11 protein-coding genes and 1 pseudogene are annotated in these 15,168 nt (G+C 49.1%); 9 read left to right on the top strand and 3 right to left on the bottom strand.

All coding sequences use genetic code 11. The features are described 5' to 3' along the window. The first annotated feature begins 6 nt into the window (after positions 1 to 6). The 9 genes from SYMBAF_RS06065 to SYMBAF_RS06025 all read left to right on the top strand — a co-directional run bounded on the left by SYMBAF_RS06065 (position 7) and on the right by SYMBAF_RS06025 (position 12,174). Positions 7 to 1,512, top strand: coding sequence for an ABC transporter substrate-binding protein (locus SYMBAF_RS06065; protein WP_040265966.1), 1,506 nt, complete (start codon positions 7 to 9; stop codon positions 1,510 to 1,512). After that, positions 1,509 to 2,453, top strand: a complete 945-nt coding sequence (locus tag SYMBAF_RS06060; protein WP_040265968.1) for an ABC transporter permease — start codon at positions 1,509 to 1,511, stop codon at positions 2,451 to 2,453. The genes SYMBAF_RS06065 and SYMBAF_RS06060 overlap by 4 nt, the downstream gene beginning before the upstream one ends. Continuing rightward, positions 2,450 to 3,202: an ABC transporter permease gene (locus SYMBAF_RS06055; protein WP_040265969.1), complete on the top strand. Its 753-nt coding sequence runs from the start codon at positions 2,450 to 2,452 to the stop codon at positions 3,200 to 3,202. The genes SYMBAF_RS06060 and SYMBAF_RS06055 overlap by 4 nt, the downstream gene beginning before the upstream one ends. Further along, positions 3,199 to 4,674: an ABC transporter ATP-binding protein gene (locus SYMBAF_RS06050; protein WP_052447824.1), complete on the top strand. Its 1,476-nt coding sequence runs from the start codon at positions 3,199 to 3,201 to the stop codon at positions 4,672 to 4,674. Before SYMBAF_RS06055 ends, SYMBAF_RS06050 begins: the two co-directional genes overlap by 4 nt. Continuing rightward, on the top strand, positions 4,652 to 6,412 hold the full coding sequence (locus tag SYMBAF_RS06045; RefSeq protein ID WP_040265970.1) for an ABC transporter ATP-binding protein: 1,761 nt from the start codon (positions 4,652 to 4,654) through the stop codon (positions 6,410 to 6,412). Before SYMBAF_RS06050 ends, SYMBAF_RS06045 begins: the two co-directional genes overlap by 23 nt. Beyond that, entirely contained in the window at positions 6,409 to 8,145 is a 1,737-nt protein-coding gene (locus SYMBAF_RS06040) for an ABC transporter ATP-binding protein (protein ID WP_052447825.1), read from the top strand. The genes SYMBAF_RS06045 and SYMBAF_RS06040 overlap by 4 nt, the downstream gene beginning before the upstream one ends. Positions 8,146 to 9,189: 1,044 nt before the next feature. Beyond that, positions 9,190 to 9,918: an enterotoxin A family protein gene (locus tag SYMBAF_RS06035; RefSeq protein ID WP_082026994.1), complete on the top strand. Its 729-nt coding sequence runs from the start codon at positions 9,190 to 9,192 to the stop codon at positions 9,916 to 9,918. A gap of 81 nt (positions 9,919 to 9,999) precedes the next feature. Further along, complete coding sequence (locus SYMBAF_RS06030) at positions 10,000 to 10,335, top strand: hypothetical protein (protein ID WP_040265971.1); 336 nt, start codon at positions 10,000 to 10,002, stop codon at positions 10,333 to 10,335. A 468-nt stretch (positions 10,336 to 10,803) separates the two neighbouring features. Next, positions 10,804 to 12,174 carry a hypothetical protein gene (locus SYMBAF_RS06025; RefSeq protein WP_152609149.1) on the top strand — a complete coding sequence of 457 codons (1,371 nt, stop codon included), beginning with the start codon at positions 10,804 to 10,806 and terminating at the stop codon, positions 12,172 to 12,174. A gap of 316 nt (positions 12,175 to 12,490) precedes the next feature. Here SYMBAF_RS06025 and SYMBAF_RS06020 read toward each other — a convergent pair whose 3' ends face one another. From SYMBAF_RS06020 to SYMBAF_RS06015, 3 genes and pseudogenes are all read right to left on the bottom strand, one after another. After that, positions 12,491 to 14,290 carry an alpha-glucosidase gene (locus SYMBAF_RS06020; RefSeq protein WP_040265977.1) on the bottom strand — a complete coding sequence of 600 codons (1,800 nt, stop codon included), beginning with the start codon at positions 14,288 to 14,290 and terminating at the stop codon, positions 12,491 to 12,493. Positions 14,291 to 14,491: 201 nt separating this feature from the next. Next, positions 14,492 to 14,665, bottom strand: a pseudogene (locus tag SYMBAF_RS17595) (AbrB/MazE/SpoVT family DNA-binding domain-containing protein). A 70-nt stretch (positions 14,666 to 14,735) separates the two neighbouring features. Next, positions 14,736 to 14,972, bottom strand: coding sequence for a hypothetical protein (locus tag SYMBAF_RS06015; protein ID WP_082026995.1), 237 nt, complete (start codon positions 14,970 to 14,972; stop codon positions 14,736 to 14,738). Positions 14,973 to 15,168 lie beyond the last annotated feature (196 nt).

Raw genomic sequence — 15,168 nt, 5'->3', positions numbered from 1 at the left:
GATCATATGTTGAAATCAGCGCTATATCGCTGTTGCTCTCTGGCTGGATGGCTGCTGCTGAGCATACCACTGACGATGCCAACAGGCTTTGCGAGCGAGCAGACGCTGCGGGTACTGATGCTGGGTAGCCAGAGCGAAACTCTCGATTATGGCCGTGCGCAAACCTACTATCCCTGGGTGGTGGTGGGGAATGTGTGTGATGTGCTGGTAGCGGATAAGCTGGGCGAAGCGCAACATCCACTCAGCCAGAGCATCACACCGAATCACGACGCTACGCGCTGGACGATCACCTTGCGTCCAGGCGTGCGTTTCTCAGATGGCACTGCCTTAACCGCTAATGATGTACTGGCCAGTTTACGCTTTCTCGCCGCCTCGCCTGGCTTTGCCAGTTTCTTCAGCGATGTTGATCTCGCCGCCAGCCATAAACTCAGTGACCACCAACTGGCACTGGTACTAACCCGACCGCGTACCGACCTGGTAAGCACCATCCTGAGGGCGGCGAGCATGGTGTGGAAGCAGGGGAAAGGTGATGCCGCTATTCCGGTTTGCAGTGGATCTTATCAGGTTAGCCAGTTCAATGCGCAGAGCGGCGCGGTCTTGGAACGCAACCCTTACGCATGGCAACCTGCCGCGTACTTTGATCGCATAGAGATCCGCCCACTCGCTGATGCCAGCGCGCGCGTGAATGCGTTGCTCAGCGGTACAGCAGATTATGTTTTCGACGTTCCCGTAAGCAGCGCCCGCAGTGTGGAAGGGCGCAAAGGCTGGCAGGTGATACGCAGCGGCGTCGCTAATGCCAGCGCGTTCTATTTTGTTTTGAATACGCGGGTGAAGCCGTTTGATGATCCTGACGTCCGTCAGGCATTAAAACAACTGGTTGATCGCCAGCAACTGCTGAACGTGGTGCTGGGGGGTTATGGTTACCCTGGCAACGATGTATTTGGTCAGGGGCTGCATGGATTTGATAGCCAATTGCCACAGCGGCATAGAGAAGTGGCCGCAGCCAAAGCTGTGCTACAGAAAAAGGGCATCACTGAGCTGTCGCTGATGACGGCCGAACTGACACCGGGCCTGAACGATGCTGCTGAACTGTTGCGCCAACAGTTGGAAGACGCCGGTATCCGGCTGAAAATCAATACCGTCAGCGCTGCTGATTATCTTGGTGACATCCCACGTCTGCATCGGGCGCAAATGCTCTCGCTATTCGCTCTCAATCGCCCATTCCTCAGTGCCATTCCGATGCTGTTGGGTAATGACAATCCCTATAACTATGGTGGATGGTATCCGGCTGACTTTGCCACAACGGTCGAAAAGGCACGCCGAACGCTGCGTACCGAACAACAGCAGCAACAGCTCAATCAGTTGCAGCAGCAGTTGTGGCAGCAAGGCCCGTACCTGCTGTGGGGCTACCGCGATCAGCTTTCGGCTGCGGTTCAGGGATTGGTTGGCGTCAAACTCAATCAAGGTATCCCGTTATTCCGTGATGCGCGGCTAACGGGCCAGCAGGAATGACGCGTTTTATCCTGTGGCGTCTGGGCAGCACGCTGCTGTTCCTGCTGCTGGCGAGTGCGCTGATCTTCTTTACTCTTGCGTTGGCACCCACGGATGCTGCCGTGCAGATGCTGGGTGAGCGTGCATCATCGCAAGCGTTGCTGACTTTGCGCCACCAGCTTGGACTGGATCATCCGATGAACGTTCGCTATCTCGAATGGCTGACGGCGCTGCTGCGAGGCGATGTTGGCACCTCGCTGATGAGCAAACAATCCGTGGCGGAATTGATCGCGCCAGCTGCGGCGCGTAGTGCCTTGCTGGCGCTGCTTGCCGCACTGGGCATGCTGTTACTGGGCGGAATAGGTGGCATAGTGGCCGCCATATATCATGCGCGTTGGCCGGATCGTCTGCTCTCGTCTTTCGCACTGAGCGGATTGAGCACGCCAGAGTTTATTGTCGCCACCCTGCTGATCCTGGTGTTTGCTGTTGGCCTCCGTTGGTTGCCTGCAGTTTCATTGCCGCCACCATCGGGTCACATTAGTGAGCAGTGGTCAATTCTCGTTTTACCCGCCATCACCCTGTCGTTGATCAGCGGCTGTTACTTGCTGCGCATGGTGCGTGCGTCACTGCTGCGGTTGATCACTGCGCCCAATATCGTCAGCGCGCGGATGAATGGCGTTGGAGTGGCGGCGCTGGTTGGCCGCCATTTACTGCCGCAAGCCAGCGGATCGCTGGCGCAGATGGTTGCCGCCACCGTTCCGTATCTGTTTGGCGGAACGGTCATCGTTGAGCGGATTTATGGCTATCCCGGTCTGGGCGAACTGCTGCTCACCGCGTTCAGTACGCGCGACGCAATCTTGTTGCAAGGTGTTGCCATGCTGTTGGCAGCGATAACGGCAATGTGTTGGCTGATCGCGGATATCTTCGTGGCCTGGGTAGATCCACGGCGGATGCGGCCGTGAAATTCGTTGTTTTGATCATGTTGGTGGTGATCCTGTGCGCGCCGTGGCTGGCACCTTTTCCTCCCCAGCGTACGCTGGTCATGGCGTGGCAATGGCCTGCCCAGCCTTTCTGGCTAGGCAGTGACGGTCTGGGGCGTGACGTGTTGAGTCGACTGTTGAGCGGTGGGCGTACGCTGTTAATTTTCCCGCTGCTTTGCACGCTAAGCTCGACGCTGATTGGCAGTGTCATCGCTCTGCTGTTGCTGGCTTTACCTGGCAGAGGTCGACGCTGCGTGGCGTTGCTAGATCCCATCCTCTATATGCCGCCTCTGCTGGTGCTAATTGGCGTTATCTATCTGTTGGGCAGCGGGCAGCCTGCGCTGCTGCTTGGTATTACACTGCTCAACATTCCTTTTACCGTCCGCTATGTGCGAGCGCTAGCGGATCCCGTCTTTGATAGCGGCTACGTCGAGGTGGCCTTTGCTGCAGGCGATGCACTTGTGCTGATCCTGTGGCGAGAAGTATTGCCGGTGATTGTTCCCGGCATCCTTGCCGATGCCACCACACGCTTTATCACCGCCATTTATCTGCTGACCTCTGCCAGCTTCCTCGGCATCACCCATACAGAAAGCGTGGATTGGGCGGGAATGGTGCGCGATGGATTGCCCGGGCTGATGCTTAATCCCTGGGCTTGCTTGCTACCAGCACTCTGTATTGTGGTGGTGGTGCAGGTGGTGAGTTTCCACAGCGAGCGCTGGAGTCAGTCATGAGCAGGGTGATTGTGCAAGTGAGTGAATTGAATGTGGCTACTGCGCAGAGCGAGCATACATTGCAGGGCATCAATTGCACGCTAAAAGCAGGTGAATCGCTGGCGGTGGTGGGGAGTAGCGGGGCAGGCAAAAGCACGCTGGTGCGCGCGTTGCTCGGTGCAACGGCGCCGGGTTTCCAGATCAGCGCACAACAACTGAACTGCTGCGGCGTTGATATTCTGCATGCCAGACCACGGCAACTGCGCAGGCTACGCGCCAGAGAGACGGCGTGGCTGGGTCAGGATCCAGCCCAGGAACTCACGTCCACTATGACGGTTGAACGGCTGTTGACGGAGTTATCGCGCGTCAGCAAAGCAGAAGCGATGACAGTGCTCGCCGCGCTCGGGCTGCCGCAGGCGGGGGATTTGTTACGGCGTTTTCCGCATCAGCTCTCCGGCGGTCAGCGGCGGCGCGTTGCCTTGGCGCGAGTGCTAGTGAAGCGTCCACAGTTGCTGATCCTCGATGAACCCTTTGCCGGACTTGATGAAGCACACTGGCGCAACACATGCGACTATTTGATGCAACTGCAACAGCAGCAGGGATTTGCAATGGTGCTGATCAGTCATGAACGGCAAGCCGCCGCGCAGATGACACAGCAGGTGCTGGTTTTGGAACAGGGTAAACTGTTAGCCCATGGCGAGTATCAACAGGTTTTAGCTGCACGTCATACCGCGTTGCTGCAAGCCCCTGCTTTGACCAAACCCGTGGAGGATCAGCAAGAGCAGACGTTACTCCACGTCACTCAGTTACAGTTGGCAAAACCGGGTAGTCAGTCGCTGCCCAACATCAGCTTCGAATTACGTGCGGGTGAATGTCTGGCGATCACCGGAGAGTCAGGTATCGGCAAAAGTACGCTGGCACGCACCCTTGCCGGTTTGGAACGCCCGGCGTTTGGCAGCATCGTGTTCGCCAACACTCAATTGGCAAGTCACGTCAGACAACGCAGCCGTCAACAGCAACGCGCCATCGCGCTGGTGCCGCAAGATCCTGCGCGCTCACTTCATCCGCTACGTAACGTCGGTAAACAGCTACAACAGGCGCTTAATCGCTATCCATCCGACCATCGCCAATCAGTGGTTTCCCTGCTCCAGCAAGTGGAACTTCCCGGCAAGTATGCCAACCGATTGCCGCAGCAGCTCTCTGGCGGCGAGCAGCAACGCGTGGCATTAGCACGTGCGCTGGCGGCGCAACCACGATTACTTATCTGTGATGAGGTGACTTCAGCGCTGGATGTGTTGAACGCGCAAAAGATTATCCATCTGCTGGCCCGACTGCGCAGCCAGGGGATGACGATTTTAATGATTACCCATGATTTACAGGCAGTCAGTTCACTCTGTTCTGCCTCGCTGCAACTGTGCCGCGATAAAAGTCAGTTCAGTAGACCAACGGCGATTGATAAGGCGATGTTTGATGATCTCAACAAACCATACTGAGCGTCCGCCCGGCAAGGGGCTGCTAACGCCGGTGCGTGGCTGGATAACACTGGCGGTGATATTGCAAATTGGCTCGTCAGCACTGGTGCTTGCGCCATTGATTGGCCTTACCGAGTTGGCGCGCGTGTTGATCAGTGTTGATGCTAAGCGTGCGGACATGGCGTGGCAGATCATAAAAGTCTCCGCACTTTGTCTTGGTGCGGGACTGGGACTGCGTGGTCTGGCCGATCTGGTCACTCACCTCGTCGACAATGCCTTTTCTCTCTGGTTGCGCCGCCAACTGGCGCGCCGTATGGCCAACGCGCCGTTGAGTTGGTTCAGTGAAAACAGTAGCGGAAAAATCAAGCAGGGTATGCAAGAAGATGTGTCGGCGATCCACCATCTGGTGGCGCATTCTTATCTGAATTTGGCCAATGCGGCGACCACGATTTTGTGTGTCTACGGCTATCTGTTTTCGGTCGATTGGCGCATGGCGCTGATTACGCTGCTGCCACTACCGTTTTTCTTCCTGCTTTACCGCAAAATCATGCTGGCCAGTCAGGCTAAAATGGCGGATTACGGCCAGGAACTGGAGAAGGTCAACCGTTCGGTGGTGGAGTTTGTGCAAGGCATCCCGGTGGTGAAGATCTTCGGTCAACATGGCGTGGCGCACCATGCCTATAGCCGCGCGGTGGACAGCTTTCGCGACTTTTTCCTCGACTGGGTTCGCCCGTTAATCAAACCCGAAAGCCTCTCTGGCGTGATTATTGCGCCCATCACCTTGCTGTTACTGGTACTGGTAAGTGGTATTGCCTTTATTCATCTCGGCTGGATGGATATCTGGCAGTTGTTACCGTTTGCCGTGCTCGGACTGGGGATTTCGCTGCCCATTGGCACGTTAAGCAGCAGCGCCCAGTCTCTGCAAATGGCAAAAGGGGCATTCAACCGACTGGCAGAGTTGCTGGCGATCCCGCAACAGATGGAGCCGCAAAAAGTGATGATCAATGCCGGTAACAACGTGTGTTTCGAACGGGTGAGTTTCAGCTATGGTGGAGATCGCCGCATCATTAACGATATTTCTCTGACGCTCGAACCTGGCAGCGTCACCGCGTTGGTGGGTGCGTCTGGCGCGGGTAAATCCACGCTGGCCAAATTACTGCTGCGCTTCATCTCGCCCGATAGTGGAGGGATTACCTTGGGTGGTGTTGATCTGAGGCAGATAGCAAGCAAGCGACTGTATCAGCAAGTGGGCTGCGTATTTCAGGATGTCAGGCTGCTGCGCATGAGTATCCGTGACAACATCGCGCTGGGTCGTCCGCAGGCAACAGATCAGCAGGTGATGGCAGCGGCACAGGCCGCGAACATTCATCAACGCATTTTGCAGTTACCTCGCGGCTACCAATCAATCTATGGCGAAGATGCGTGTTTGTCGGGCGGCGAAGCGCAGCGCCTCAGTATTGCGCGCGCACTGTTGTTGGATCCGCCGGTCTTGGTGCTCGACGAAGCGACCGCGCAAGCCGATGCGGAGTCTGAAACCGCGATCCAGGATACGCTGTCACAGCTTATCTCACAGCATGGGCAGCGCGTGCTGCTGGTGGTGGCGCATCGTCTGGCGACCGTGATGAACGCCGACAATATTGTGGTGCTGGCCGATGGCTGCATTGCTGAACAGGGTACGCATACCCAGCTACTGATGCAAAACGGTGAGTACGCGCGCCTGTGGCAGTCGCAGTATGCGCAGACACAGGAGGAAATATGATGCTGACCCGTCTCTACGCACTACTGGGCAAACAGAATGCGCGCGTTATGCATCGTTATCTGATCCTGATGTTGATTTTCTGCCTGGTGCAGGGGCTTTGCTTCGCTATGGTGGTGCCAATCATGCAGGATCTGTTACAGGGTGACGTCAATCACGCGGCGCTGTGGCTGATACCGTTAATCGTTGGCACCTCGCTGACCGGGTATCTCAACTACTTCACTTCTCTGGGCAGCTTTGAGGTCGCCATTGCCTTATTGAACACACTGCGCCATCGCATTGGCGATCACGTGGTCTCCCTGCCGCTGGGGTGGTTCACCAGCCGAAATACTAGCCAATTGGGCGTACTACTCAGCCAGGGGGTGATGGAGATCCTTGGATTGCCTGCTCACCAACTCACACCACTGATGCGCGCCACGCTGACGCCGCTGGTAGTGGTGCTGATCACCTTCTGGTTTGACTGGCGTATCGCGCTCATTGTTCTAGTGTTCCTTCCATTGGTTGCGGTGATCTACTGGTGGGCCGGTAAATTGGGACGGGCAGCGGACATAGCCGTGCACCAGGCCACCGCAGACGCCAGCGATCGCATGGTGGAGTTTGCGCAGAACCAGATGGTGTTGCGTACCCATGGTTGCGGTGAACAGGGGCATGCGAGTTTTGACGCTGCGCTGACCAACCAGAACCGTGCCAGTCAGCGTCAGTTGTGGCTGGTTTTACCGCCGCTGCTGGCAAATTCTTGGCTGGCGCAGTTGAGTTTTCTGACGTTGATGGCAAGTGTCACCTGGCTGGGACTGGCTGATGATAATCCGCAACAGCTCGTCACCTTATTGGCGTTGCTGGTGCTCATTAATCGCGTTATCGATCCACTCACTGAAGTAGCGGCTTACGGCTCAGGGATACGCATGGCATCGGCGCAGATGGATGCGGTTGAGCGGGTGCTAGCAGAGAAGCCATTGCGGCACTCAGAACGGCCGCAGCCCTTTAGCGGCGATGCCACCATTGAATTGCATAACGTCACTTTTGGTTACCAGGCGGATCGTCCAATTCTCAAAGACGTATCCGTTTCGCTGCCAGCCAATACCACCACTGCGCTGGTGGGGGTGTCAGGTGCAGGAAAAACCACTTTGACGCGGCTGATCGCTCGCTTTTTCGATCCCGACTGCGGCAGTATCACCATCGGTGGCACCGATCTGCGCGAGCTGAGCAGCCGCGATCATATGGCGCTGCTTGCACTGGTGTTCCAGGAAAATTATCTATTCAGCGGTACACTGCATGAAAACGTATTAATTGGCAATCCGCATGCCAGCACGGAGGAAATCGCGCGAGTCACCAGGCTGGCGTGCCTCGACGAGCTATTGGAACGCTTGCCACTGGGCTGGCAGAGCCAGGTCGGAGAGGGCGGAGGGCTTCTCTCCGGCGGTGAACGCCAGCGCGTGGCGATTGCTCGTGCGCTGCTGAAGAACACACCGATATTATTGCTCGATGAAGCCACTGGTGCACTCGATGCGGAAAACCAGGCGGCGATTGCCGCAGGGCTGCACTCTCTGCATCGGCGCTGTACACTGTTAGTCATTGCACATCAGCTTTCCACCATTCAAAACGCCGATCAGATTCTGGTGCTGGATCAACAACGGATCGTAGAACAGGGCCGCCATCAGCAACTACTGGCGGCGGGCGGTCATTATGCTGACTTTTGGAAAGCGCGTAGCCGCGCCGAAGGCTGGCGGCGACGTTAGGGGCTGTCCGGACGAGTAGGATGGGGCCAGGGGGGAGCGCCGCACTTCTGTTCATATATCAAAGGAATTGAAAAAATTATGGAAATAAATACATCAAAGTAAAAAATAACTTTATAAAAACTTATCATGAACCATTAAACTCTAACCCGGAAAAAAATCATCCATAGAAACTTGAAGGTGGGTAAAGCAAAGTCGGATAATTATGACCCTCTGATGAATATATTTGAAGGTTTATCTGAAAGGCAGTTCGATAAACTAAAATTTCCAATGTGGCGTCCCTATCAGAATGATTTTTTATCCTGATACTAATGGTATTAAGGGCCGCTTGGAGAACGGAAAATTTTGCACTTAGCGTAAGATAATTTCCGTTTTCCAGGCAGTTCCCATGATGCCCGATCTGGACGCGAACTGGTGGGAGTATCATTGTACTTCAATGTGTTACAGCCAGTACGACAAGAATGCAGATATCCTTAAAACGGGGTGCCAATGAAATAATAACGGCCTAGTTCAGTGAATTTACTTGACAATAAAATAATTAAAAACTACAATACTATTGTAGTAATGTATTTTGCGCATCCAGAGTTCTAGGCAACTTTCAATAGTGTTTTCAGCGCTAATAATGGCGGTTTCACTTCTACATTGAATCTGCTCAATTTTATTTTTTCATGATTAAAAGGATAAAATTATTAGTAAAAATATTATCTACATACTGGTATCTATTTTTTCTCTTTCTTTTCATGAACCAGCATTAGCTGGCCAGTATACAGAGAATGGTTACTACGTATATAACATTAGAGCTGATAACACTGGCCCTAGCTGTTTTATTCAGATAGCTTCAGCTCCCTACTCTACAATTAATCATCAAGGAGGGAGGTGGCAATGCGATACACAATACAATTGAAGGGCAAAATATGCTTAAATTAGCCCAAACTGCCTTTATTCTTAAGTTACCTACAAATGTAACTTTTGAAGGTGATGGAGAGGAATTTAAGCCAGTGTACGCAATACGTATAATAGACAAATGATTCTATGGAGAGCTTATATATGGGAAGACTAGCTTATTCCGTAGCTTTACTTTTCTTAATCAGAAGCAGCGCATGTTTTGCAGTGCTTCCGCTAGAGGTATATCGTTCAGTTATGGAGGATCCAGAGTTAGTTAAAGCTGCCGATGGTTTCTTACCCAAAGGGATGGATGGCACGAGACCAAATCAGCCTATACCCAGCGTATCACTGTATAATCATGCCATGGGTTCTGAAACCGGGCTGGCCCGTTATGACTTGGGATATGTTTCTACGACCTCGTCCTTACGCCTTGCGCATATCTGGTCGAACAGTCAATTTCCAGGTACGAGTTATATATACACGATCCAACCAACACCTAATTTTATTGATGTGAATGCTTCTCTAGGGAGGTATTCGCCTCACCCTGGAGAGGAAGAGTTTGCTGCTCTTGGACCAATACGCTGGGCACAGATTATTGGATGGAGAAGAGTTCATTTCAACGTGATGGGGGAGTTTATTAGAAATAGGGACTTTAATAGAAATTTATACCAGGGCATGCATGCTACGGAAAGTGTGCCTGAGTTGGCCGGTTTTCCTCGTTCTCATCCAGCTTGGGGCCAACCACCATGGCGATATTATACGAATTGTGATGATAGTGATCTTAAAAAGCGTGCTAGCATTATATGTATTCCATTAAAATCGAACAGACTAGTAGCGCTTCAGTACTCATTGAGGTATGACCCGACTATAGTTTTTATTATTACGAAATGAATATATCGCCTGCGCATCAGCAGCCATTGGATCTAATGGTCATGGTCACTCAAATTTATCGTGATTAAAAAGGATTAAATTATGAATAAAAATATCATCTACATGCTGGTATCTGTATTTTTATTTTTCACTTATTTGCAAGGTATTACATATGCCAGTGTGTTTAGCTTGCGTGGATACATATATAGCTATAAAGCCAATAATGTTGGCCCTACCTGTTTTTTAAAGTTATCTAGCTTGTCTACTTTTAATATACCCTTTCAGGGAGGTAACTGGAATTGCAATGGAATTGAGGGGCAAAATATTCTTGAATTAGCCCAACTTGCCTATATTCTTAATTATCCTGTAAATGTAACTTTTGATAGCAGTGGAGGTGAATATAAAGAAGTGTATGCAATAAGTCTGCACGACAAATGATAATTGTGTTCTCCCTCTGGCCCGTCAAGCATTGGCGTTGACATAAATACCTTTCACACATCCTGCCATCTGCAGAGCCGCCATGACACACCACGCAATGCATGAACCGGCTACGCCGGGCGACCTGTGATCCCCACCTCCCTGACCAAGCTGCATATTTCTACGCGACATGATTTGCAGAGAAATTCCGAGGTGCCCCTTGTCCGTCATGCCAGTCAGCCATTACCAGACGCAGATGAACGTGGAACACCATGGTGCAAATGCGCTATATCGTTGCATGAAGTTCTTCAATAAACAATAAAAAGCCTTTTAAATCAAAAAGTAAAAATTGGCATGTTTCTTGCTTTTTCACTTTTGGTTTTTAGAGGTAAGTGATCATTCCTTCTTCGTCACTAAGGCATCCGGTGAGTGGCACTAAGTAAATGGCACAGAGGCAACAACACATTCACACACTGCTTAAGGAGCAATATGATGGTTGAAAATGTAGGTAGGAAAGATCATTCCCATCCGATTTATACTTATATCAATTCTAATTCACAAAGTGATAATACATCAAATCAAATTACGCAGGAGTCAAGGCTTGCCAATGATATAATTTCCATCACTCAAATACACACTGATATTGTAAGCTCATCACTAGCTCCTCTGAACCCAACGCAGGGGCCAGGGCTTGCCAATGATATGCGTTCTATCACTCATGAAAGCTCAACATCAAATGAAGAGACCACTTCAGCTAGCAAACCACTTCACACTGTCATTCAAATGACCGAAGATAATGAAAGCTCAACATCAAATGAAAAGGCTACTTCAGCTAGCAAGCCACTTCACACTGTCATTCAAATGACCGAAGATAATGAAAGCTCAACATCAAATGAAAAGGCTACTTCAGCTAGCAAACCACTTCACACTGTCATTCAAATGACCGAAGATAATGATCGGGATGAACAAGAATGCTGGAGCGCTTATATTCATCGGCACGGTAAAAATACCGGACTTGCACTTAAACGTAATATAGTTTCAGTGGGCTTGCCTACTGCAGTACGTGAGTATGTGAGAAGGTCTGTTTTACCCGTATTGTTTGATAAACTTCCTCAGGCAGCCCCTGTGAGTCTTGGGGCTATAGCCCTAGCAACACCAATAGCGCTCCAATTAATAGGATTAGCACGAGATATTCACGCTGGAACTATAACACAGAAAAGCTTAAGTTCCAGGCTGACAAATATAGCCCTTGCCTTGGGAACAGGTACAGCTTTAGTTGCTACAGGTGGTCTATCTGTTGCGGTAAATTCCTTGATTGCTGCTGTATTTTCTTATGTTCCATTAAGAGACTTATCTCAATATTTTTTACAGCTGCAAGATAATAATCAAGGTGGATTCAGATTTGAACCCACTTCCAAGTCTGCCGCAGCCTATATGGTAAATCAGATGACAGTAGATCAGGGAATGAACATGTTGGTACACACTCTGACACCTATAATAGGAGAGCTAGCAGCGAATATGCTGGGTAGAGCATTAATCAACATAGCGGGGGAAACAGTTGATGAGTTAACAAATCGGGGGTTTCACGCAACATCATATAATAATCCTGAACTTAATTTTGACTTGCGTTTCCGGCCCGGAAATGAGAGAACTCAAAAAACCGCTTATAATCAATTATTTGATACATTAGCAGGGCGTGCAACTCTATTCAGTAGTTCAACAGCTGGGTGTTTTGCTGCTCAAAAAGGAGATTTTCGCGATAGTATGGTCGTTGGAATCATTTTAGCTATCGGATATATACCATTCATTTACACCCATGACAAAAAGGAACTCATCAAATTGCCAGCGACAACGGTATAGGACTGTAATTCACCATTTGAATTCCGCAGCAGCCTCTTTAGTTGTATTAGCCAAGATGTGATCTGACAGTTACCGGTTATTTATACAGGGGTTTGTCAGATTACATCTGGCCTAAATTTTTCTCAGCCCAGACGCGCTTTCCATCAACTACTTGGACTTGGCTTTTGGCTACAGTCTGGAAAGAATGCTGATGAAATTTTGGCTATTAAATCTGCTCATGCTGAACAGGTGAGGGCGGTAACTCGCGCAGTATTAAACCTGGGAAGCCGAACCACCAGTCTTCAATGCGCAATCCTTCCACACGTTCAATTTTCTATTAATTAAGTTTATAAATACCAGATTGCCATGGTTCTAAAACTAGCAAGGTATCATTTTTTTTCGTACTACTTTTGGCATTGTTTTCAATAATGGTTGTATTAATAGATAGATTGTTAGGTAACGTATAGCGCATAGTTTTTTCTTTAAAATTAACGATTATAAGATATTTTTCCGAGCCAAGATTTCGAGTATAGGCATAGATAGAATCATTTTTAGTATCCAAATCAACGTAGTTTCCGTAGGTTAGGGTTGGGATATCATGACGAATTTTGATCAATTGACGATAATAATTAAATACTGACTTTGGGTCATTAAGTTGGTTTGCTGCATTGATTTCTAGGTAGTTAGGGTTTATTTTCAACCAAGGCGTTCCGGTGGTGAATCCTGCATTTTTACTCGCATCCCATTGGAATGGCGTTCGGCTATTATCGCGACTGATCTGGCGGACATTTTGCAAGAATTCTTCGGCGTTTACCTTACCCGTCTTAACATAGTCATGCCAAAAACCTTTCACTTCAATATCGTCAAAATCATCCATTTTTTTAAATGGGTAGTTGGTCATACCCAGTTCTGAACCTTGATATATGAAAGGCGTGGCGTGTTGGCTTAGTATCAAGGTTGCAAGCGCTTTGGCTGAGTGTTCACGCCATTGCGGACGATCATCACCGAAATGAGATACAGCTCTAGGGTTGTCATGGTTGTCTAAGAAGAAAGCATTCCATCCATATTCCCCGGCAGTACGGTCAACCTTATCGATCACTTGGCGGAATTGTGAAAGGTTCCAGTCTTTTCGCCGCCATCTTTCATCATTGTCGCGATCAAGCCTAATCAGATCAAAGGTAAAAGCAATATTTAGTTCATTGCGGCGACGATCGGAGAACTTTATTGATTGATCCAAGGGAATGCCAAAGAGTTCGCCCGCTGTAGCGATATCGTAATGGGATAGCACTTCTCTATTTATTTCATTGATATAACGATGAATATTAGGCCCTTGAGTATATTCTTCTGAAAAATTCTTCAATTGCCGTTGAGTAAGGTTTGGGAAACCTGGAATTTTTGAATAGGTAGCAACAGTATCAAAACGTAGACCAGAGACCCCCTTATCTAGCCAGAAACGTAGCATTTTATACAGATCTTGGCGAACGTTAGAGTTATCCCAATTGAGATCGGGTTGTTGCTTGGAAAAGTAATGGAGGTAATACTGGCCGAATTTATCATCTTTTTGCCAAGCTGAGCCACCAAAAAAAGAAGGATAATTATTTGGTGCTTGATCGTCTTTGCCATCTCGCCAGAAATAATAGTCTCGGTAAGGATTATCCTTACTGCTTTTACTCTTGACAAACCAGGCATGTTGATCGCTGGTATGGTTAATGACGATATCGATCATCAAACGCATGTTGCGCTTCTTCATTTCTGTAATCAGCCGATCGAAATCTTCCATCGTGCCATATTCTTTCATGATTTTTCGATAATCACGGATGTCATAGCCATTATCCGTATTCGGGGAATCGTAATGTGGATTTATCCAGATTGCATCAATTCCCAGTTTTTTCAGATAGTCTAATTTTTCTATGATACCATTAATATCACCAATACCATCCCCATTGGTATCTTTGAATGAACGCGGGTAAACTTGATAAAAGACAGCCTGTTTCCACCATGTAGGCGGTGCCTTCGACTGTTGAACAATGGACTCAGGATCTGCGGCTTGTATAGCGCCATAGGCTTGATGACACTTGGTAGAAACAGAGGTTGCGATAAGGATAGCTATCGCAGTGAGATATCCGTGATGGGGCATTAAATTACTCTCCCGAAGTTATCGGTAAATATTAAAGTATTTAATAATCGCTATACTATAAGCAATATATAAACCATAAAGAAATTAATAGCAACTTGTAACTATTATTACATGGGGCAATCGAGATAGTGGGGTATTACGCTGGAATCCCAGATTTTTCCAGCGTTTTGTATATCCATTATATTTATATATATCAGACAGTTACTTATCAAGCGTACCTTGCATAGGAGGCTGGTCGCGTGACGTCATGAAATCAACGCTGACATCGTCACCGTCGAACCTGACCTCCACGCGTTTAACGTCTTAAGGCGATGCCACAGCCTCCGGCAGCCGGACGGCCTGGCTGCGGTTACTGAGAAAAACGCCTCCGAAAATGGATGATATCAGCCCGGCAACCGACGTGACTACTTCGGTGAGCTGATTAACTGATAATTGAATAAGTTATCTATTTTTTCGATTGCAGGTATTTTTCTGCATGACTGGAGCATCTGTTAAAAAGCGCATCCATATGTCTTTTATCTTCAGGTGTTTGCAGTGGAAATCGCTCCGGTACATCGACGGTATTTGTAACTCTGTTTACTTTACCAGCAAGCCCGACAGACCTCCCTTTAGAATCCTTATAGATGCGATCATCAGCAGCGGTGTGCTGAGTTGATGATGTAGATAATTTATTAACATTCATAAGCAAACCTTGCAACAGACAGTGAAGTGATAATTTTGCCAGAACATTTCAGCATGGCGGAAGATTTTTTCAAAGGACATTTCTATTTTTGAGGATTGGGTTACATTTTAAACTTGCAATAGCTCCAGTCATGCATAAAACACCTGCAATCGAAAAGAAACACGGATGCGCATAATGTATATTATGTTAAATTTAT

The organism is Serratia symbiotica (assembly GCF_000821185.2).
GTDB lineage: Bacteria > Pseudomonadota > Gammaproteobacteria > Enterobacterales > Enterobacteriaceae > Serratia > Serratia symbiotica.
The sequence above is the reverse complement of the archived record's forward strand: the minus strand, read 5'-3'. Positions and strand labels throughout refer to the sequence as shown.

Coding starts and splice junctions, on each gene's coding strand:
- SYMBAF_RS06020 (WP_040265977.1), bottom strand. CDS start 14,290: ATGCCCCATCACGGATATCTCACTGCGATAGCTATCCTTATCGCAACC.
- SYMBAF_RS06050 (WP_052447824.1), top strand. CDS start 3,199: ATGAGCAGGGTGATTGTGCAAGTGAGTGAATTGAATGTGGCTACTGCG.
- SYMBAF_RS06060 (WP_040265968.1), top strand. CDS start 1,509: ATGACGCGTTTTATCCTGTGGCGTCTGGGCAGCACGCTGCTGTTCCTG.
- SYMBAF_RS06015 (WP_082026995.1), bottom strand. CDS start 14,972: ATGAATGTTAATAAATTATCTACATCATCAACTCAGCACACCGCTGCT.
- SYMBAF_RS06035 (WP_082026994.1), top strand. CDS start 9,190: ATGGGAAGACTAGCTTATTCCGTAGCTTTACTTTTCTTAATCAGAAGC.
- SYMBAF_RS06030 (WP_040265971.1), top strand. CDS start 10,000: ATGAATAAAAATATCATCTACATGCTGGTATCTGTATTTTTATTTTTC.
- SYMBAF_RS06040 (WP_052447825.1), top strand. CDS start 6,409: ATGATGCTGACCCGTCTCTACGCACTACTGGGCAAACAGAATGCGCGC.
- SYMBAF_RS06065 (WP_040265966.1), top strand. CDS start 7: ATGTTGAAATCAGCGCTATATCGCTGTTGCTCTCTGGCTGGATGGCTG.
- SYMBAF_RS06025 (WP_152609149.1), top strand. CDS start 10,804: ATGATGGTTGAAAATGTAGGTAGGAAAGATCATTCCCATCCGATTTAT.
- SYMBAF_RS06045 (WP_040265970.1), top strand. CDS start 4,652: ATGATCTCAACAAACCATACTGAGCGTCCGCCCGGCAAGGGGCTGCTA.